The organism is Allosediminivita pacifica (genome assembly GCF_003054175.1).
Classification (GTDB): domain Bacteria; phylum Pseudomonadota; class Alphaproteobacteria; order Rhodobacterales; family Rhodobacteraceae; genus Allosediminivita; species Allosediminivita pacifica.
Window position 1 is genome coordinate 122,109 of record NZ_QBKN01000004.1, and the last position, 19,948, is coordinate 142,056.

Annotated in this window: 18 protein-coding genes and 1 riboswitch; of the genes, 9 read left to right on the forward strand and 9 right to left on the reverse strand. The window is 68.0% G+C overall.

What is annotated here, in order from left to right; translation table 11 throughout:
* From yaaA to C8N44_RS04460, 4 genes are all read right to left on the reverse strand, one after another.
* Nucleotides 1-786 carry a peroxide stress protein YaaA gene (gene yaaA, locus C8N44_RS04445; RefSeq protein WP_107974965.1) on the reverse strand — a complete coding sequence of 262 codons (786 nt, stop codon included), beginning with the start codon at nucleotides 784-786 and terminating at the stop codon, nucleotides 1-3.
* A gap of 200 nt (nucleotides 787-986) precedes the next feature.
* On the reverse strand, nucleotides 987-3,038 hold the full coding sequence (recQ, locus tag C8N44_RS04450) for a DNA helicase RecQ (protein ID WP_107974966.1): 2,052 nt from the start codon (nucleotides 3,036-3,038) through the stop codon (nucleotides 987-989).
* Nucleotides 3,039-3,122: 84 nt separating this feature from the next.
* Nucleotides 3,123-3,560, reverse strand: a complete 438-nt coding sequence (locus C8N44_RS04455; protein ID WP_107974967.1) for a PPC domain-containing DNA-binding protein — start codon at nucleotides 3,558-3,560, stop codon at nucleotides 3,123-3,125.
* Complete coding sequence (locus tag C8N44_RS04460; RefSeq protein WP_107974968.1) at nucleotides 3,560-5,047, reverse strand: 2-isopropylmalate synthase; 1,488 nt, start codon at nucleotides 5,045-5,047, stop codon at nucleotides 3,560-3,562. The genes C8N44_RS04455 and C8N44_RS04460 overlap by 1 nt, the downstream gene beginning before the upstream one ends.
* 147 nt (nucleotides 5,048-5,194) lie before the next feature.
* Here C8N44_RS04460 and C8N44_RS04465 point away from each other — a divergent pair, with 147 nt between their 5' ends.
* The gene (locus C8N44_RS04465) at nucleotides 5,195-6,850 is read left to right on the forward strand and encodes an NAD+ synthase (RefSeq protein ID WP_107974969.1); all 1,656 of its coding nucleotides are present in this window, start codon (nucleotides 5,195-5,197) and stop codon (nucleotides 6,848-6,850) included.
* Nucleotides 6,851-7,172: 322 nt separating this feature from the next.
* Nucleotides 7,173-8,249 carry an Acg family FMN-binding oxidoreductase gene (locus C8N44_RS04470; RefSeq protein ID WP_107974970.1) on the forward strand — a complete coding sequence of 359 codons (1,077 nt, stop codon included), beginning with the start codon at nucleotides 7,173-7,175 and terminating at the stop codon, nucleotides 8,247-8,249.
* Nucleotides 8,250-8,459: 210 nt separating this feature from the next.
* On the opposite strand, the gene C8N44_RS04475 is transcribed toward C8N44_RS04470, so the two are convergent.
* Nucleotides 8,460-8,846, reverse strand: coding sequence for a metallopeptidase family protein (locus tag C8N44_RS04475; RefSeq protein ID WP_107974971.1), 387 nt, complete (start codon nucleotides 8,844-8,846; stop codon nucleotides 8,460-8,462).
* A gap of 132 nt (nucleotides 8,847-8,978) precedes the next feature.
* Here C8N44_RS04475 and C8N44_RS04480 point away from each other — a divergent pair, with 132 nt between their 5' ends.
* Nucleotides 8,979-9,572: an NAD(P)H-dependent oxidoreductase gene (locus tag C8N44_RS04480; protein ID WP_107974972.1), complete on the forward strand. Its 594-nt coding sequence runs from the start codon at nucleotides 8,979-8,981 to the stop codon at nucleotides 9,570-9,572.
* A 93-nt stretch (nucleotides 9,573-9,665) separates the two neighbouring features.
* A complete protein-coding gene (locus C8N44_RS04485; RefSeq protein WP_107974973.1) occupies nucleotides 9,666-10,217 on the forward strand; it encodes a 2OG-Fe(II) oxygenase in 552 nt (183 codons plus the stop codon).
* Here C8N44_RS04485 and thpR read toward each other — a convergent pair.
* Nucleotides 10,183-10,746, reverse strand: a complete 564-nt coding sequence (thpR, locus tag C8N44_RS04490) for an RNA 2',3'-cyclic phosphodiesterase (protein ID WP_107974974.1) — start codon at nucleotides 10,744-10,746, stop codon at nucleotides 10,183-10,185. The two genes, C8N44_RS04485 and thpR, sit on opposite strands and share 35 nt — an antisense overlap.
* A gap of 73 nt (nucleotides 10,747-10,819) precedes the next feature.
* Nucleotides 10,820-11,764, reverse strand: a complete 945-nt coding sequence (locus C8N44_RS04495; RefSeq protein ID WP_107974975.1) for a 1-phosphofructokinase family hexose kinase — start codon at nucleotides 11,762-11,764, stop codon at nucleotides 10,820-10,822.
* A 124-nt stretch (nucleotides 11,765-11,888) separates the two neighbouring features.
* On the opposite strand from C8N44_RS04495, the gene gltX reads away from it, so the two are divergent.
* The gene (gltX, locus tag C8N44_RS04500; protein ID WP_107974976.1) at nucleotides 11,889-13,214 is read left to right on the forward strand and encodes a glutamate--tRNA ligase; all 1,326 of its coding nucleotides are present in this window, start codon (nucleotides 11,889-11,891) and stop codon (nucleotides 13,212-13,214) included.
* A gap of 3 nt (nucleotides 13,215-13,217) precedes the next feature.
* On the opposite strand, the gene C8N44_RS04505 is transcribed toward gltX, so the two are convergent.
* Entirely contained in the window at nucleotides 13,218-13,781 is a 564-nt protein-coding gene (locus C8N44_RS04505) for a gamma-glutamylcyclotransferase family protein (protein WP_107974977.1), read from the reverse strand.
* Nucleotides 13,782-13,871: 90 nt separating this feature from the next.
* On the opposite strand from C8N44_RS04505, the gene C8N44_RS04510 reads away from it, so the two are divergent.
* The 4 genes from C8N44_RS04510 (at nucleotide 13,872) to gcvP (ending at nucleotide 19,073) form a co-directional block, all read left to right on the forward strand.
* Nucleotides 13,872-14,360, forward strand: coding sequence for an RrF2 family transcriptional regulator (locus C8N44_RS04510; RefSeq protein WP_107974978.1), 489 nt, complete (start codon nucleotides 13,872-13,874; stop codon nucleotides 14,358-14,360).
* 8 nt (nucleotides 14,361-14,368) lie between these two features.
* Nucleotides 14,369-14,455: riboswitch (glycine riboswitch) on the forward strand.
* Between the two features lie 155 nt (nucleotides 14,456-14,610).
* Nucleotides 14,611-15,732 (forward strand): glycine cleavage system aminomethyltransferase GcvT, encoded by a 1,122-nt coding sequence (gene gcvT, locus C8N44_RS04515; protein ID WP_107974979.1) that lies wholly within the window; start codon nucleotides 14,611-14,613, stop codon nucleotides 15,730-15,732.
* A 17-nt stretch (nucleotides 15,733-15,749) separates the two neighbouring features.
* Entirely contained in the window at nucleotides 15,750-16,112 is a 363-nt protein-coding gene (gene gcvH, locus C8N44_RS04520) for a glycine cleavage system protein GcvH (RefSeq protein WP_107974980.1), read from the forward strand.
* Between the two features lie 117 nt (nucleotides 16,113-16,229).
* On the forward strand, nucleotides 16,230-19,073 hold the full coding sequence (gene gcvP / locus C8N44_RS04525; protein ID WP_107974981.1) for an aminomethyl-transferring glycine dehydrogenase: 2,844 nt from the start codon (nucleotides 16,230-16,232) through the stop codon (nucleotides 19,071-19,073).
* A gap of 4 nt (nucleotides 19,074-19,077) precedes the next feature.
* Here gcvP and C8N44_RS04530 read toward each other — a convergent pair whose 3' ends face one another.
* The gene (locus C8N44_RS04530; protein ID WP_107974982.1) at nucleotides 19,078-19,935 is read right to left on the reverse strand and encodes an inositol monophosphatase family protein; all 858 of its coding nucleotides are present in this window, start codon (nucleotides 19,933-19,935) and stop codon (nucleotides 19,078-19,080) included.
* Nucleotides 19,936-19,948 lie beyond the last annotated feature (13 nt).

Consider the following 19,948-nt stretch of genomic DNA (forward strand, 5'->3'; position numbering starts at 1 on the left):
TCACGCCGCGTCGCGCGCCTTCGCCTCGGACCGCAGGAAGGCCGGCTTGCCCGGCGCCGACAACGCCTCGGAATAGGCATAGCCGCCCAGGCCGAAGTCCTTCAGGCTTTCGGCATCGGTCAGCCGGTGCGTCACCACGAAACGCGCCATGGCACCCCGGGCCTTCTTGGCGTGGAACGACACCACCTTCGGGCCGCCCGGCTTGTCCTCGAGGAACTGCGGCGTCACCACGTCGAGCGACAGCGCCTCGCGGTCCACAGCGCCGAAATACTCTTGGCTCGCGCAGTTCACGAGCACCCCGGCGCCGACCTCCTCGGCCTGCGCGTTGAGCGCCTTCGCGATCCGGCCGCCCCAATAATCGTAGAGGTTCCTCCCGGCATCCGTCTTCAGCCGCGATCCCATCTCCAACCGGTAGGCCTGGATGCCATCAAGCGGCCGCAACAGCCCGTAGAGCCCCGAGAGGATCCGCAGGCGATCCTGCGCGAATTCCATTTCCTCGGGCTCCAGCGATGCCGCCTCGAGCCCCTGGTAGGTGTCCCCGGCAAAGGCCAGCGCGGCGGGGCGCAGGTCCTCGGGGCCGGGCTCATCGGTGAAGGCGCGAAAGCGGTCGCGGTTCAGCGTGGCCAGATCCTCGCTGATCGACATGAGCTTGCGCAGCTCCTCGACGCTCAGCCCGCGCGCGACACCGGCCAGATGCTGCGCATCCGCCTCGAAGGCGGGCGTGGTCATCGCGACCTTCCGCTCGGTCCAGTCCAGCTTCTTCGCGGGCGAAATCACAACCAGCATGTCCTGCCTCCATCTCGTGCCATCCCCGGCCACACGCGCGCCCTGTCAGGGGGAGGGCCGGGAAGGCGACTACCTAGTCCGCCGCGCCCCCGAGGTCCAGCATGGCCACGCCTGAAGTCACCACGCCAAGCCAAGGACGCCCTCCCTCTCCCCTCGGGGGAGAGGGCCGGGGTGAGGGGCAGAAGGCGCGCCGCGAAGTCTCAGTCCCGCTGTTCCAGCACCCTCAGGAAGGCCGCGCCGAACCGCTCGGTGCGCCGGTCACCCAGCAGCCGCTCCAGCGCCTGCTCCGACCCGGGCCGCGCCTGCGCCACCTTGGCGATCTGCGAGGCCGAACAGGACAGCGTCTTTTCCGTCCCGTCCACGCCGCGCACCAGGTCCGCCTGCGCCGCCATCAGCGCGTCGTACAGCGTGCCCTCGTCGCGGCCCGCGAGCTTGCGCCGCGTCGGGTGCATCTCCTCGGCTTCGCCCGCCAGCACCTGCAGGAACTCCGCCCCGTAGCTTTCCAGCTTCTTCGCGCCGACGCCGCCGATGCGGGCCATCTGGTCCAGCGTCGTGGGCCGTGTCTCGGCCATCTCGATGAGCGTCCGGTCGTTGAAGATCATGTAGGCCGGCAGGCGCGCCGCCTCGGCCAGCGCGCGCCGCTTGGCCTTGAGCGCCGAGAGCATCGGCGCGTCCTCGTCCGACACCAGCGCCTTGGCCGCGGGCCGCCGCTCGGGCCGCTGCACCACGTCGCGCCGCAGCGCCACGCTTTCCTCGCCGCGCAGCACCGGCAGCGCGCGGTCGGTCATCACCAGCGCGCCGTGGCGTTCCGCGTCGGGCCGGATCAGATCGCGCCCCATCATCTGCCGGAACACCGCCTGCCACTGCCCCTTGGACAGGTCCCGCCCCACCCCGAAGGTGGGCAGCTTGTCGTGCCCGCGCTGGCGCACCTTGTCGGTCTCGTTCCCCATGAGAACGTCGATCAGGTGCCCCGCGCCAAAGCTCTCCTCGGTCCGCAGCGCCGCCGACAGCGCCTTGCGCACCGGCTCGGTGCCGTCAAAGGTCTCGGGCGGCGTGTCGCAGAGATCGCAGTTGCCACAGGCCGGGGCCTCCTCGCCGAAATAGGCCAGAAGCTCCTTGCGGCGGCAGCCCAGCGCCTCGGCCAGCCCCAGAAGCGCGTTCAGCCGCCCGTGATCGGCGGCGCGGCGCTCGGGCGGGGCCTGGCCCTCGTCGATCTGGGCGCGGCGCAGGCGGATGTCCTCGGGACCGTAAAGCGTCAGCGTCTCGGCGGGCGCCCCGTCGCGCCCGGCGCGGCCGATCTCCTGGTAATAGGCCTCGATGCTTTTCGGCAGGTCGGCATGCGCCACCCAGCGGATGTCGGGCTTGTCCACGCCCATGCCGAAGGCCACCGTCGCCACGACGATCAGCCCTTCCTCGGTGGCAAAGCGTTCCTCGACGCGGCGGCGGTCGTCCGCCTCCATCCCGCCGTGATAGGAACAGGCCGAATGCCCCTCGTCGCGCAGCGCCTTGGCCAGCGTTTCGGTCTTGGCGCGGGTGCCGCAGTAGACGATGCCGCTCTGCCCCTTGCGGGCGGCGGCGAAGCTCAGGATCTGACGGCGCGGCCCGTCCTTGGGCGTGAAGGCCAGGTGGATGTTGGGCCGGTCGAAGCCGCGCAGGAAGGTCTGCGGCACCTCGCCGCCGAACAGCCGCGCGACGATCTCTTCCTGCGTCTCGGGATCGGCGGTGGCGGTGAAGGCCGCAAGCGGCACGCCAAGGCTCTGGCGCAGCTCGCCGATACGCAGGTAATCGGGCCGGAAATCGTGGCCCCACTGGCTGACACAGTGCGCCTCGTCCACGGCGATCAGGCTTACCCCCGCCTGCGACAGCATCCGCTGCGCCGAGAAGGAGGCCAACCGTTCCGGCGCGAGGTAAAGCAGCCGGAGCGAGCCGTCCTGCAACGCTTCCATCACCGCTGCCGTCTCGTCCTCGGTATTGGCCGAGGTCAGCGCCCCCGCGGCCACGCCCGCCTCGCGCAGCCCACGCACCTGGTCGCGCATGAGCGCGATCAGCGGCGAGATCACCACCGTGATCCCCTCGCGCATGAGCGCCGGAAGCTGGTAGCAGAGCGATTTGCCGCCGCCCGTGGGCATGATGGCCAACACGTTGCGCCCCTCGGCCACGGCCTCCACGATTTCCCCCTGCCCGGGGCGGAAATCGTCGAATCCGAAGACATCGCGCAGCAGCGGGGCTGCGCCGGGGATATCACGGGGCATGTGGGGCCTGTCGATGGGAACTATATCTGCCTGCCCTGCCACAGTCTCACACCACAAATGGGGAAATCAAGGCGCCTTGGCGTCTCAGGCGCCGCCGGTGCCCGCTTTCTCGGGGGCAAGTTCCGCATAGCCCGTCTTAAGATCGCGTTTACGATGAAACACGACCGCCCCGGTCAGCCCCAGCACCACTTCGGCGGTGGTGCGCACGACGCAGCCCGCCAGCAGGTGCCCGCCGCGCCTCGCGCCCTGCGCGTCCGAGACCGCCATGTGCAGGTGCGGCCCGTCCGGCCCGAATGTCCCCGAAAGGCTCACGATCTCGAGCGGGCCGGGCACGCTCGTACCGCCGTCCTCGCCCGCCATGCGCAGCGCGGCCGAGGTCAGGCTGCCGACGCAGGCCACCACAAAGCCCGCCGTGGCACCCGTCCCTTCAAAAACCTCTTCCAACGCAAGGCGCAGGTCGGCGCCGGGCTCCAGCCGCACGACAAGGTGCTCCGTCGCCGAACACGCCCAGCGCAGCGCCATCAGTCGGTCGCGGCCGGCTCGGCCTCGCCCTCGGTGACCTCCGCCTCGCCTTCGCCGCCCTCGGGTGCCTCGGGCGTCTCCGGCGTGGTCATCGCCTCGCGGTCGGTCAGCGCGCCGTTGGTCCACTCGCCGGTCACTTCCTCGCCGCTGGCATAGCGCATGGTGCCCTGCCCCTCGCGCTTGCCGTCCACGAATTCACCCTCGTAGACGTCACCGTTGGCGTAGTTGGCCACGCCCGCGCCGCTCATCTCGCCGTCTTCCCAGGTGCCCCGGTAGCGAAATCCGCTGGCCATGGCGATCTCGCCCTCGCCCTCGCGCTGGCCCTCGACAAAGCTGCCCACGTATTCCGACCCGTCGGGATAGGTCGCGCGGCCCTGCCCGTGGCGCTGGCCATCCTGCCATTCGCCCTCGTAGCGGTAGCCGTCGGGATAGGTCATGACGCCTTGGCCGTGGTTGCGCGCGTTGCGGAAGCCGCCCTCGTAGACCAGCCCGTTGGCATAGACCGCACGGCCCTGCCCCTCGATCACGCCGTCGACCCAGTCGCCCTCGTAGGTCGACCCGTCGGGATAGGTGATCTTGCCCTCGCCATTGGCGAGATCGCCGCTGAACTGGCCCTCGTAGACCGACCCGTCGGGATAGGTCACGGTGCCCTGCCCCTCGATCTGGCCGGCCTCCCACTGGCCCTCGTAGCGATAGCCGTCGGCGCCGGTGAAGGTGCCCTGACCTTCGCGGCGGTCATTGCGGAACTCGCCCTCGTAGACGTCGCCATTGGCATAGGTCACCTTGCCCTGCCCGTCGCGGCGGCCCTGCGACAGCTCACCTTCGTAGACATCGCCGTTGGGCTGCGTGAGCGTGCCGATGCCGTCGATCTGCCCGTCGTGCCAGGTCCCCTCGTAGACCAGACCGTCGGGCATGGTCAGCGTACCGCGGCCCTCGCGCTCGCCCTCCTGGACCTTGCCCTCGTAGACCGACCCGTCGGGATAGGTGATCGAGGCCTCGCCCTCCTTGGTGCCGTTCACCCAGGTGCCGTCGTATACATAGCCCGAGGGGTTCGTCATCACCCCCTGCCCGTGGTGCAGCGCATTGCGGAAGCTGCCCTCGTAGCGCACCCCGTTGGCATAGACCGCGACGCCCTCGCCGGTGATCTTGCCGTCGCGCCAGGTGCCCTCGTAGGTGCCCCCGTCGGCGAAGGTGATCTTGCCCATGCCCTCGGGCTTGCCCTGCGCGAACTGGCCCTCGTAGACCGACCCGTTGGGAAAGCGCGCCACGCCCTGGCCCTTGATCTCGCCCTCGTCCCAGTCGCCGGTGTACTCGTAGCCGTTGGGCAGCCGGTAGGTCCCCTCGCCGTGCTGCAGCCCGTTGCGGAACGTGCCTTCGTAGACCCCGCCGTCGTCGTATTCCTTGGTGACGACATCGCCATCCTGCGCCAGCGCCGCCTGCGACAGGAGCACCGCGAGGGCCGTGATGGTGAGTTTCCTGCGGATCATTCTGACGTTGTCCCCATCATCGTCGCTTCCCCGTGCAGCAACCTAGAGAAGCCCCCCCATCGGAGCAATCTCTTTTGCCCGCCCGCGCTTCCCCTCGCATCCCGATCTGCTATGTCGGCACCCGGACCGAAGAAGAAGGACGCGCCCATGGCCGACCGTTTCCGCCTGACGCTCGCGCAGATCAACCCTACCGTGGGCGACCTCGAGGGCAACGCCGCCCTCGCGCTCGACGCCTGGAAGCAGGGCTGCGACGCGGGCGCCGACCTCGTGGCGCTGCCGGAAATGTTCATCACCGGCTACAACGCCCAGGACCTGGTGATGAAGCCCTCCTTCCACCTCGCCGCGATCGAGCGGATCGAGCAACTGGCAAAAGACTGCGCCGACGGCCCCGCGCTCGCCATCGGCGGCCCTTGGGTCGAGGGCACCGAGCTCTTCAACGCCTACCACATCTGCAGCGGCGGCCGCGTGGTCAGCCGCGTGCTCAAGCACCACCTGCCCAACTACGCCGTCTTCGACGAGGTGCGCATCTTCGACAGCGGCGCGCTCGGCGGGCCCTATGCCGTGGGCAACACCCGCATCGGTTCCCCCGTCTGCGAGGACGCCTGGTACGAGGACGTGGCCGAAACGCTGGCCGAAACCGGCGCCGAATTCCTGCTGGTGCCCAACGGCTCGCCCTACCACCGCGGCAAGTACGAAACCCGCCTCAACAAGATGATCGCCCGCGTGGTCGAAACCGGCCTGCCGCTGATCTACCTCAACATGGTGGGCGGCCAGGACGACCAGGTCTTCGACGGCGGCAGCTTCGTGCTGAACCCGCACGGGCGCATCGCCGTGCAGCTGCCCGTCTTCGAAAGCTGCGTCGCCCACGTGGACCTCGAACGCACCGACGATGGCTGGCAGGCGGTCAAAGGCGACTTCGCCCAGCACCCCGACACTCGCGAACAGGACTACCACGCCATGGTGCTGTCCCTACGCGACTACCTTCGCAAGAGCGGTTTCAGGAAGGTGCTACTGGGGCTCTCGGGAGGGGTGGATTCCGCCATCGTCGCCGCCATCGCGGTGGATGCCATCGGTGCCGACAACGTCCGCTGCGTGATGCTGCCCTCGGAATACACCTCGGAACATTCGCTCGAGGACGCCAAGCAGGTGGCCGAAAACCTCGGCTGCCACTACGATTTCGTGCCCATCTCCGAGGGCCGCGACGCCATCACCGGCACGCTCGCCCCCCTCTTCGAGGGCTACGCCGAGGACCTGACCGAGGAAAACATCCAGTCCCGCCTGCGCGGGCTGCTGCTCATGGCCATGTCCAACAAGTTCGGCGAGATGCTCCTGACCACCGGCAACAAGTCCGAGGTCGCCGTGGGCTACGCCACGATCTACGGCGACATGGCCGGCGGCTACAATCCGATCAAGGATCTCTACAAGACCGACGTCTTCGAGACCTGCCGCTGGCGCAACGCGAACCACCGCGACTGGATGATGGGCAAACCGGGCGAGGTGCTGCCACAGCGCGTCATCGACAAGCCGCCCAGCGCCGAGCTGCGCGCCGACCAGAAGGACAGCGACTCGCTGCCCGACTACCCGGTGCTCGACGCCATCCTGCGCATCCTCGTGGACGAGGACGGCAGCATCGGCGACTGCGTCGCCGCCGGCTACGACCGCGAGGACGCCCGCAAGGTGCAGGGCCTGCTCTACGTCAGCGAATACAAGCGCTTCCAGTCCGCCCCCGGCACGCGCCTGTCGCCCCGCGCCTTCTGGCTCGACCGCCGCTACCCCATCGTCAACCGCTGGCGCGACGGCTGAGCCAGCCCGGAGTGGCGCGCCACCCAACACCCGCACAGCACATCCTCCTGCCAGGGGGAGGGTTTGGGAAAGGGCCGCACGGGTTCGAACCGAGACCCAGCGCCCAGCACAACGCGCCTCCCTCTCCCCTCTGGGGAGAGGGCCGGGGTGAGGGGCATCCCGACGCCTGAAATGCATGTCGGCCGCCAGCGCACCCCCTACCCCAGCCAAGAGCAGGTCAGCGAGGCGGTCTCCCCCCGGCTTGATCCGCATCAACGCCCCGCCTGCCACCCCGCGCTAACCTCGGACCATCCCGATCCTCCAACCAAGGGGGTGAGTCCCCATGCCCTCCCGCAGAACCCTTCTCGTCTCCGCCGCCGCCGGCCTCGCGGCGCTCGGCTACGCCAGCTGGCCCGACATGGCTCCCTATGCCGAGGCGGCCGCGCAACAGCGCCACCTGCCCGCACCGGACCCCGAGCTTTCCGAGCTCGTCCGCATGGCGACCCTCGCCCCCAACGGCCACAACACGCAGCCCTGGGTCTTCCACCTCGACGGCGACACGATCTCGATCCGGCCCGATCTCTCGCGCCGCACCGCCGTGGTGGATCCCGACGACCACCACCTCTTCACCAGTCTCGGCTGCGCGGCCGAGACGCTCGCGATCGCCGCCCGCGCCCATGGCCATGCCCCGGAGTTCACGCGAACAGACGACCGCATCGACATCACCCTCGGCACGGGGCGGCCCGAGCCCGGCCCGCTCTACGCCGCCATCCCGGCGCGCCAGTCGACACGTGCCCCCTACGACGGCCAGCCCCTCACCAGCGATGCGCTCCGACAGCTCGCCGCGGCCGCCGGTCAGGAGGGCATCTCCGTCGAATTCTTCACCGATGACCGCCGGAAGGAGGCGCTGCTCGACCTCGTGGTCGCCGCCAACAGCACCCAGATGGAGGATCCCGCCTTCATCGCCGAGTTGCGCGACTGGCTCCGCTTCACCCCGGAAGAGGCGCTGGGCCGACGCGACGGGCTCTTCACCGCCAGCAGCGGCAATCCCGTCCTGCCCGGCTGGTTGACGCGCAGCCTCTTCGGCGTGCTCTTCACGAAGGAGGCCGAGAACGACAAGTACCGCAGCCACGTCCGCAGCTCCGCCGGGATCGCGGTCTTCACCGGCGATGCCGCCGATCCCGAGCACTGGATCGCGGTGGGGCGCGCTTACCAGCGCTTCGCCCTCCAGGCGACCGCGCTCGACATCCGCACCGCCCACCTGAACCAGCCCGTCGAGGTGCCGCGGATCCGCGATGAGCTCGCCGCCTGGATGGGCATCCCCGGACGCCGTCCGGATCTCGTCGTCCGCTTCGGCCACGGCCCGACCCTGCCCATGTCGCTGCGCCGCCCGCCCGAGGCCGTGATCCGGCCCGCGTGACGCGCCCTCGCCCCGCACCGCGGCCCCGCTCCACCCGCCCGCCCCCGGCCCTTCTTCTCGCCGGAAAATACCTCGGGGGAGTCCCGCAGGGACGGGGGCAGAGCCCCCTCTTTTCGGGAACCACCCGCGGGACATTCCTAAGATCCGGTTAATCTGCCTCTGTAACCCATTGATTCATATAAGGCGCCAAGATGTCCCGGCCCGGGACAGCTATTCCCACCAGGGGTCGATCACCGCGATATCCTCGTCCGACCAGCCGAAATGGTGGGCGAACTCATGCACCGTCACATGCGCCACCAGATCCGCCAGGTCCACGTCCCCCCGGTCGCGCCATTCCGCCAGGATCGGCTCGCGGAAAAGCCAGACGGTGTCCGGGAAAGGGGCCGGGTCGGCAAAACTCTTCTGGGTCATGGGCACCCCGTCGTAGAGCCCTGTCAGCTCCAGCGGATCGCCGATCCCGAGCTCGCGCAGGAACGCGTCGGGCGGCCAGTCCTCGACCCGGATGACCACCTCCCGCGCGCCCTTCCGGAAGGGCTCGGGGAAGGCATCGACCGCCGCGCGGGCAGCGGCGTGAAAGGCGTCGGAATCGGTTTTCATGCGCCCGGTAAACCCCGCCCCGCGGCCAGCTGCAAGCTTCGCGCGGGCGCGCACAGATCCCCTGCGCTGCCGGGAGATGGCAGGACGGCTTTCGCAGGCTAACTTTGGGAGAGATCAAACAAGGAGGCACCCATGGCCGCACCGAAAATCGCCATCATCTTCTACTCCACCTACGGCACCAACCACGCCATCGCCCTCGAAGCGCAGCGGGCCGCCGAGGCAGCCGGTGCCGAGGTTCGCCTGCGCCGCATTGCCGAGACCGCCCCCAAAGAGGTCGTCGAAGGCCAGGACGCCTGGAAGGCACAGCTCGAGAAGATGTCCGACATTCCGGAGGTCAGCCTCGACGACATGACCTGGGCCGACGGTTACTTCTTTTCCTCGCCGACCCGCTATGGCAGCGTGACAAGCCAGATGCGCGCCTTCATCGACACGCTCGGCCCGCTCTGGATGGAAGGCAAGCTGGTCGACAAGACCGCCACGGCGGCCACCAGCGCGCAGAACCCGCACGGCGGCCAGGAGACGACCCTTATGGGGCTCAACACCACCTTCATGCACTGGGGCGCGATCCTCGTGACGCCAGGCTATACCTCGCCCGTGATCTTTGAATCCGGCGGCAACCCCTACGGCTACTCCGCCGTCGCCGGCCAGTTCGACGACAAGGGCAAGGCCTCCGTCGCCCACCAAGCCAAGCGCCTCGTGGAAGTGACCGCCAAGCTCAACGCCTGAAGTCGCTTTCGGCCCACCCCGTCGCGAACGGACGCGCGCGGCGGGGATCCGGCCCTATGGAGTGGTGCTTTCGATCCCCCAAGGCGCCACTCCATGATCCGTATCCATCACGTGCCGCAGGCCTTCTCCGAAGGCGAATGCGCGCGCCTGATCGCCCTTTCCGCCGAATCCGATCCCTCCGACGCGGGGCTGGTTGGCCGCAAGCGCGATCACAACCTGCGGCGGGCAGACCTCGTCTGGCTCGATGACCTGCCCGAATGCGACTGGGTCATGCCGCGCATCGTCGATCTTGTCCTTCAAGCCAACCGCGAGTTCTACGGCTTCGATCTCGACGGTTTCGACGAAAGCGCCCAGATCGCCCGCTACGGTGCCGAGCGCGAGGGCCACTTCAGCTGGCATTCGGACATCGGCGATGGCCGCCTTGCCGCGAGGCGCAAGCTGACCATGGTGGTGCAGCTTTCCGATGATGCGGACTACGCTGGCGGCGCACTGGAAATCATGCCCTCGGCCAATGTCGACGCCGCACCGCGACAGCGAGGCACCGCAACGCTTTTCCCGAGCTTCCTGTTGCATCGTGTGACACCGGTGACCGAAGGCGCCCGCCACTCGCTCACCATATGGGCCCATGGCCCTGCATTCCGTTAAGGTTCGGCCCGAGCGGATAGCTGGCCAGAACCTCGTGCAACGCCCCGTCCTCGCGCAATGTGGAGGACACGAGCGCGAGTTCCGTAAGTGACACCGGTCCGATCTGCGCCGCGCTCAGCGTTGCCAGCGCGGCCCCCGGCTCCGCCCCACGCGGCAGGCGGGCGACGGTGACATGAGGTCGGAAGCGCCGCCTCTCGAGCGTGATCCCCGCCCCTCTGACGCGCGAAACGACGCGGTCGTAGAGGTCCCGCAGGCCCGGGCCGCCATCCACCTCAAGGCCAAGCGCTTGGCCGTGTTGCCCCCCAAAGAAGGCGGCTCCGGCAAGTTCGATGGAAATGGTTCCGTGGCGCAGGGTGAGAAGCTCCTCGTGCACGGCCTCGAGGGCGCGCTCCGGCTGATCACCGAGAAAGGCCACGGTGAGATGCAGGTTCTCCTCGGGCACGGGTCGCCCCTTCGGCAGCCTCGACTGAAGCTGCAGGAGCGGCTCGATGGCCGCTTCGGGCATGGGGAGTGCGATAAAGGCGCGCATTCGAGGAATGCACCACGTATGCCCTGGACATCGCAAGCCCCCGGGACGTGTCAGCCGCGCAACGCCCCGGACGTCAGAGCTGCGTAAGGCTCGTCACGGCAAAGAGTCGCTCGACATCCTCGCGGCGACAGAGCTGGGTTCCACCCGTCATCACGGCGGAACTGGCCGCCGCAGCGCCCAGCCTCAGCGCCTCGGGGTAGCTGTCGCCGCGCGACAGCCCCAAGACGAAACCGCCCACGAAACTGTCGCCGGCGCCGATCGCGCTGACCACGGTGTCATTGGTCGCGCTGACCTTCCAGCGGCCGTCCGGCCCCACCATCACTGACCCCTCGGCACCACGGGCAACGATCACGCGCCGGGCGGCACCACGCGCCACGAGAGAAGCCGCGAAGTCTGCGCTGTCCTCTGCCTCGGGCAAGGGACTTCCCGCAAGCTCCTCGGCCTCGTGCGAATCCATCCGAAGCACGTCCGGCGTGGCGCTTCCACCTTTCGCAAGCGCCGCGAGCGGACGGCCCGAGGTATCCGCGATGACATGTCGGTCGGGACCGAGCGCCGTGGTGGCGCGCGCCATGAAGTCGTCGGGCGCGCCGGGCGGCAGGCTTCCCGAGAGCACCACGAGGTCACCCGGCGCGGCTTCCGTCGCGAGCCCCGAGAGCATCGCGTCGAGCTGATCCTGCGTCCATTCCGGCCCCGGCAGGACGAACCGGTACTGACTGCCGTCCCGATCGTCGGTCACCGCAAAGCTGAGACGGGTTTCCCCCGGCGCCGCGACTTCGACCACCTCGACCCCTTCCTTGGCAAGAAGCCCTGCAAGCGCCTGCCCGTTGGGCCCGCCGAGCGCCACCATCGCGCGGGCGCTGCCCCCCATGATGGCCACCGCTCGCGCCACGTTGACCCCGCCGCCGCCGGGTTCGGCACTCGCGGGCGCGCAACGCAGCTTCGGGCCGGGTTCGACCTTCGGGGCCGAGGTCGCCAGGTCGAGCGCCGGGTTGAGAGTGACCGTGAGAATGTCGGGCATGAGCTGATCCTTTCGCTGCGGCTCAGAATGTCAGCGCAAACGGCCTGTGCAAGCGCCGAAGTCCCGGCGATATGGACAAATCCGCGCGGCTGTGAAAACACGCCACCCTGACAGGAGACCCGCCATGACCGTCACCCGATTTGCGCCTTCGCCCACCGGCTACATCCACGTGGGCAACCTGCGCACCGCGCTCTTCAACTTCCTCATCGCCCGCAAGGCCGGGGGCGAGTTCATCCTGCGCATCGACGACACAGACCCCGAACGCAGCAAGGAAGAATACGTCGACGCGATCAAGGAAGACCTCGAGTGGTTGGGGCTCCACTGGGACCGGGTCGAGCGGCAATCGCAGCGGTTGGACCGCTATGCCGAGGCCGCCGACAAGCTGCGCGAGATGGGGCGCTTCTACGAGGCGTGGGAGACGCCGACCGAGCTGGATCTCAAGCGCAAGAAGCAGCTCAACATGGGCAAGCCGCCGGTCTACGACCGTGCCGCGCTGAACCTGACGGATGACGAGAAGGAAAAGCTGCGGGCCGAGCGGGGCGACGGCGTCTGGCGCTTCAAGCTCGATCACGAGCGCATCGTCTGGGAAGACGGCATCCTTGGCGAGGTCTCGATCGACCCGGCAAGCGTCTCGGATCCGGTGCTGATCCGGGCCGACCGGCAGGTGCTCTACACGCTGGCCTCGGTTGTCGACGATACCGAGATGGGCGTGACCCACGTCGTGCGCGGCAACGACCACGTGACCAACACCGCCACGCAGATCCAGATGATCCGCGCGCTGGGTGGCGAGCCGCCCGCGTTTGCGCACCATTCTCTGCTGACCGGCCCCACGGGCGAGTCGCTGTCGAAGCGTCTTGGCGTGCTGTCGCTTCGCGACCTGCGGGCCCGCGGCGTCGAGCCCGAAGCGCTGCTGAGCCTGATGGCGCGGCTGGGGTCCTCGCAGCCGGTCGAGCTGCGCATGACCATCGACGAGATCGCCGAGGGGTTCGACACCAGCCAGTTCGGCTCGGCGCCGACGAAATTCGACGAACGCGACCTCTTCCCGCTGTCCGCGCGCAAGCTGCATGCCATGCCCTACGAGGCGATGACCGAGGAAATCACGGCCCTCGGCGTGCCCGAGGACAAGGGGCCGCTGTTCTGGAAGGTCACGCACGAGAACATCGAGACCCGCAAGGACCTGACCGGCTGGTGGCAGCTCTTCTCCGAAGGTGCCGACCCGCTGGTGGCGGACGAGGACCGGGAGTTCGTGGCCGAGGCCTTTGCCCTGCTTCCGGAACCGCCCTATGACGAGAGCACCTGGTCGACCTGGACCGCCGAGGTGAAGGAAAAGACGGGCCGCAAGGGCAAGGGGTTGTTCATGCCGCTGCGCAAGGCCATCACCGGCCGCGAGCGCGGTCCGGAAATGGCCGAGGTCATGCCTCTCCTGCAGAAGAAACCGTCGCTGGACTGATCCTCACCTGAGGATTCGGCACCCCTTGCGGCCAAGCCATTCGTCCACGACGGCGGTTTCCTCGTCGCCAAGCGTCTGCGCCCGCGGATAGCGGGGGTCGGCGCGGTCGTCGAGGATCGGCACATCCCAGCCGTCGGTGGTCTCGAAGAAGTGCGTGGCGCCGGTGGGACCGAACTCGGCCAGGTAGCCCTGCACAACGACATCGAGATAGCTCAGCAGAACCGGGTGGTTGTCGTCCGGTTCGCGCAGGCGATCAGGGGCGATGGCATAGATCGCCACCTCTTCCGGAGCCGCATCCTCGGCCTTGACCTGATGGGCCGCCGGGCGGCGTTCGTAGGCAAATTCCCGTTCGTCCAGCACCACCCAGCCGCCCTCGGGCACAGGTGCGATCAACCCGTCGATGCTGCCATCCGGATCTGCCACCGCAGTCAGGAAGGCGATGTCGCGGTCGGGCGTGACACGCCAGGCGCGGCGCCATCCGTTGGCTGTCGCCCGGTGAACGGGCGTGAACCCGTGGGTCAACCGGTTCACGAGGGAACCGTAGCCGAAAAAATATGACGCCTGCATGTGCCTTTCCTTCAAATGATTGATTCAGGTCAAACCTTCTGGATGCTTTTGCCCGTATCACGGCGGCGTTACCCGAGGGAGGGACGGTCGATGCGTGTCACCAAAAGAACCAATATCGCCATGCGCGTGCTCATGTTCTGCGCCGCGAACAACGACCGTCTTGTCACCAAGGCCGAGATTGCACGGGTCTGCAACGCCAGCGAGAACCACCTCGCGCAGATCATCAACCACCTGGCGCAGCTTGGGTACCTTCATACCCAGCGCGGGCGCAACGGGGGAATGATGCTCGGACGCCCGGCCTCGGACATCGTCATCGGCGACATCTTTCGCGCGCTCGAAGCCCCGGTCCCGCTGGCCGAGTGCTTCGCCGACGTGGACAACACCTGCCCCCTCACCGAATGCTGCAAGCTGCGCTCGGCCCTCAGCCAGGCGGCAGAGGCTTTCTATGCCACGCTCGATCCGATCACGCTGGACGAGCTTGTCTGCAATAACACCGAACTGCTCAACATTCTGGCACCTCTCGCAGCCTGCCGGGGCGCGGACCGCCCCGAGCTTGAAAGCGTCGGGAAGAGCCGCTAACGGTTTGCCTGTCCACGACGGGAGAACCGGCAGAGCCGGTGCCGAAGGAGCAACCGCCCCGGAAACTCTCAGGCCAAAGGGACCGCCGCGGACACGAAAACTCTGGAGAGACCCCGGCTCAACCGGGGCGCCGAAGGGATAGCGATCTCAGGCCAAAGGACAGAGGGGGCATTCGTTGCGCGGCATCTGCCGCGCGGGATGCCCGGTTGCCGACATCTTGGCCGGGCCCGACACGTAACCGGGAGGCCAGATGGGCGAAGAGCTGAAAGAGACGATACTTCACGGACTTCATGAGGCGCACGGCGCCCGCATGGTGCCCTTCGCCGGCTACGACATGCCGGTGCAATTCAAGCCCGGCGTCATGAAAGAGCACCAGCACACGCGCACGGCCGCGGGTCTGTTCGACGTCAGCCACATGGGTCAGGTCATCCTGAGAGGGGACGGCGCCGCCGAGGCTCTGGAAAGCCTCGTGCCGGTGGATGTCGTCGGCCTGAAAACCGGACGGCAGCGCTATGCGCTGTTCACCAACGATGAGGGCGGGATCGAGGACGACCTGATGATCGCCAACAAGGGCGATCACCTGTTTCTGGTCGTGAACGCAGCCCGCAAGGACGCCGATCTCGCCCTCATGCGCGCCGCTCTGGAGCCGCGTGGGATCGAGGTGACGCTGATCGAGGATCGCGCGCTGATCGCCCTGCAGGGCCCGCAGGCCGAAGAGGTGCTTGCCGGGATCGCGCCCGCTGTGCGCGACATGCGCTTCATGGACGTGGCGACGCTGACGCTCGCTGGTGCAGAATGCTGGATCTCTCGTTCGGGCTATACCGGGGAGGATGGCTTCGAGATCTCGGTGCCTAATGCCGCCGCCGTGACCCTTGCGGAAAAGCTACTCGAGGACGAGCGCGTCATGCCGATCGGCTTGGGCGCGCGCGATTCGCTGCGCCTCGAAGCCGGACTTTGCCTCTATGGCCACGACATCGACGCGACCACCACACCCACGGCTGCCCGGCTCGGCTGGGCGATCTCGAAAGCGCGGCGCGCCGATGGCGACCGCGAAGGCGGTTTTCCGGGTGCCGACAAGATCCTGCCCGAAATGGCCGAAGGCGCCGGGCGCGCACGCGTGGGCCTGCAGCCCGGCGGACGCGCCCCGATGCGCGAGGGCACGCAGCTCTTCGACAGCGAAGACGGCGGATCACCCGTCGGCGAGGTGACATCGGGCGGCTTCGGCCCCACGGTAGGCGCGCCCGTCGCCATGGGATACGTCCCGGCGGCTCTGTCGGAGACGGGCACGGAACTTTGGGGCGAGGTACGCGGCAAGCGGCTTCCGGTGACGGCTGCCGCCCTGCCCTTCGTACCCGCCCGCTTCAAGAGATGAGAACAGGAGAGGAAATCATGCGCTACACCGAAGAACACGAATGGCTGCGCGTCGAGGAGGATCTGGTCGTGGTGGGCATCACGACCCACGCGGCCGAGCAGCTGGGCGACGTCGTCTTCGTCGAACTTCCCGACGAGGGGCGCGCCGTGACCAAGGATGACGAGGTTGTCGTCATCGAGTCGGTCAAGGCCGCCTCCGACATCCTTGCCCCGCTCGACGGCGAAATCGTCGAGGTGAACGAGGCGATCGTGGATGAGCCCGCCAAGGTCAACGAAGACCCCGAGGGCGATGCCTGGTTCTTCAAGATGAAGGTCGAGGATCTCTCGGCACTGGACGATCTGATGGATGCCGCCGCCTACAAGGACTTCATCGGCGACTGAGCCGCGCATGACCGGCGGGGAAGGGGGCTCTGCCCCCGGGCGCTTCGCGCCCGCCCCCGAGGTATTTCCGGCAAGAAGAAGCGCGCCCAGCGGCGCGGCCAACCCGAGGAGAGTTTGATGTCCTTCGAACCCACCGACTACCTGCCCTACGACTTTGCCAACCGCCGCCACATCGGCCCCTCCCCGGCCGAAATGGCCGAAATGTTCACGGCGCTCGGTGTCCGGGATCTCGATCAGCTGATCGACGAGACGGTGCCCAAGGGCATTCGTCAGGAGGAGCCGCTCGATTTCGGCAAGCCGCTGTCGGAGCGCGAGATGCTACACCAGGTGCGCGAGATCGCAGGCCGGAACAGGGTTGTGACCTCGCTCATCGGGCAGGGCTATCACAACACGGTCACACCCCCGGCGATCCTGCGCAACATCTTCGAGAACCCCGCCTGGTACACGGCCTATACGCCCTATCAGCCGGAGATCAGCCAGGGCCGGCTCGAGGCACTGCTGAACTACCAAACCATGGTGAGCGACCTGACGGGCCTTCCCGTGGCCAACGCCTCGCTCCTGGACGAAGCCACCGCCTGCGCCGAGGCCATGACCATGGCCAAGCGGGTCGCCAAGTCTAAGGCAACCGCGTTCTTTGTCGATGCCAACTGCCATCCGCAGAACATCGCGGTGATCCGCACCCGGGCCGAACCGCTGGGCATCGAGGTCATCGTGGGCGAGCCGGAAGAGCTGGATGCGAGTGCCGTCTTCGGTGCGATCTTCCAGTATCCCGGGACCCTTGGCCGGGTGCGGGACTACAGCGACGAGATGGCCAAGCTGCACGCGGAAAAGGCCGTGGGCATCATGAGTGCCGACATCATGGCGCTCTGCCTGCTGAAGGAGCCGGGTGCGATGGGTGCGGATATCGCCGTCGGCTCCACCCAGCGGTTCGGCGTGCCGCTCGGCTACGGCGGCCCGCACGCCGCCTACATGGCCTGCAAGGACGAGATGAAGCGCGCCATGCCCGGTCGGATCGTCGGTGTTTCGGTGGATGCCCACGGCAACCGCGCCTACCGGCTGGCCCTGCAGACCCGCGAACAGCACATCCGCCGCGAGAAGGCGACTTCCAACGTCTGCACGGCACAGGCGCTGCTGGCCGTCATGGCGGGCTTCTACGCCGTGTTCCACGGGCCCGAGGGGCTCAAGGCCATCGCGCAGCGCATCCACCGCAAGACGGTGCGCCTTGTCCGCGGGCTGGAAGACGCGGGCTTCGCGGTCGAGCCAGAGAGCTTCTTCGACACTGTCACCGTGGACGTCGGGCTGCTTCAGCGCGGGGTCCTTCAGGCCGCAGTGCACGAAGGCGTCAATCTGCGCCGCGTGGGCAAGACGAAGATCGGCATCACGCTTGACGAGACCACGCGCCCCGAGACCATCGAGGCGGTCTGGCGGGCCTTCGGCATCCAGGCCAAGGACGGCGATTTCGCGCCGGACTACCGCCTGCCCGAGGCGCTGCTGCGGACCTCGGACTATCTCACCCACGAGATCTTTCAGATGAACCGGGCCGAGACCGAGATGATGCGCTACATGCGCCGTCTCGCCGACCGCGACCTTGCGCTCGACCGCGCGATGATCCCGCTGGGGTCGTGTACCATGAAGCTCAACTCGGCCGCCGAGATGATGCCGGTGAGCTGGCGCTCCTTCTCCGAGATGCACCCCTATGCCCCGGCGGACCAGGCTCGCGGCTACCAGGCGCTGATCGACGACTTGAACGCGCGGCTCTGCGAGATCACCGGCTACGCTGCGATCTCGATGCAGCCGAACTCTGGCGCGCAGGGGGAATATGCGGGCCTTCTGACCATCCGCCGCTGGCAGGTGGCGCGCGGTGAAGGGCAGCGCAACGTCTGCCTGATCCCGGTCAACGCCCATGGCACCAATCCCGCCAGCGCCCAGATGGTGGGCTGGAAGGTCGTCGCGGTGAAATGCGACGAGAACGGCAGCATTGATCTCGAAGATTTCCGCGCCAAGGCCGAAAAGCACGCGGCCGAGCTCGCCGCCTGCATGATCACCTATCCCTCGACCCACGGCGTCTTCGAGGAGACCGTGAGGGAGGTCTGCGACATCACCCACGAACATGGCGGCCAGGTCTATATCGACGGGGCCAACATGAACGCCATGGTCGGGCTGTCGCGCCCCGGCGATCTGGGTGGTGACGTGAGCCACCTGAACCTGCACAAGACATTCTGCATTCCGCATGGCGGCGGCGGGCCCGGCATGGGGCCGATCGGGGTGAAATCCCACCTCGAGCCGCATCTGCCGGGCAACCCGGTGGATGGCGGCGGCGCGGTCAGTGCGGCGCCTTTCGGCTCGCCCTCGCTGCTGCCGATTTCCTGGGCCTATGTCCGGATGATGGGCGGCGCGGGCCTGACGCAGGCCACGCGGGTGGCGATCCTCAACGCCAACTACATCGCCAAGCGACTCGAAGGCGCCTACACGGTCCTCTATCGTGGCGGTGAAGGGCGCGTGGCGCACGAGTGCATCATCGACACCCGGCCTTTCGAGAAATCGGCCGGGATCACGGTCGAGGACATCGCCAAGCGACTGGTCGACTGCGGTTTCCATGCTCCGACGATGAGCTGGCCCGTGGCGGGAACGCTGATGGTCGAGCCCACCGAGAGCGAGACCAAGGCCGAGCTCGACCGCTTTTGCGACGCGATGCTGGCCATCCGCGAGGAGATCCGCGCCATCGAGGAGGGCCGCAGCGATGCCGAGGCGAACCCGCTCAAGATGGCGCCGCACACGATGGAAGACCTCGTCCGCGACTGGGATCGTCCCTATTCGCGGGAACAGGGCTGCTTCCCGCCGGGCGCCTTCCGCGTGGACAAGTACTGGCCGCCGGTCAACCGCGTGGACAATGCCTATGGCGACCGCAACCTGATCTGCACCTGCCCGCCCATGTCGGATTACGCCGAAGCGGCCGAATAACGGCTCAGATCAGGAAATCGAAGACGTCCCTGACGCGGCCCCAAGTGGCCGCGTCACTTGCCATAAGCAGGTAGCCATCCTGCTGCTGGGCCTTGTAGGGGCTCCCGTCGAGCATGGCCACGTGGCCACCGGCTTCGAGCGCGATGGCAGCCCCCGGCGCGTGATCCCAGGGTGTCAGGCGAGCGCTGAGGACGAAGTCGACATTGCCCTGCGCGAACATCCGCGATTCGTGGCAGGAGCAGCGCAGCGACCATGCCCGGCCGAAGCGCGGCAGCACCGCCGCCACGGCGGGCTGGAGATCCTTTTCGAAATTGAAGAGCGGCACGTAGCCCAGAAGCTGATCGACCGGCCCGCCGGGCGAGGCGCGCAGCGGCCGCGGTGCATGACGGGGGCGCACCATCTCGGCGGCAAGATCAGCGCCGCCCCAGGTCACGTCGTCCATGACCGGATCATAGAGCAGACCGAAGGCCGGCTGGCCGAAACGCACCATGCCGACCATGACCCCGAAGGTCGTCAGCCCGCGTGCGAAATTCCAGGTCCCATCCACGGGGTCGATGACAAAGGCCGTCTCGGCCTCGGCGATCCGGCCGATCAGGTCTGGGGCCGTCGAGGCGGCTTCCTCGCCCACGATCAGGGCGCCGGGGAACATCCGCGACAGGCCGCGCGCGATCATGGCCTCGGCCGCGGTATCCGCCTCGGTCACAAGGTCCTGCGGCCCGGTCTTCTGCGCGATGTCCGCCTCGGACAAGCTTCTGAAGCGCGGCAGGATTTCGGCGCGGGCAGCCCGGCGCACGAGGTTGAGAATCGCCGTGCGCTGAGCCGAGCTCAGGGCGGTGACAGGCATCGGAAGGCTATCGGTCATCGCGGGGGCTCCG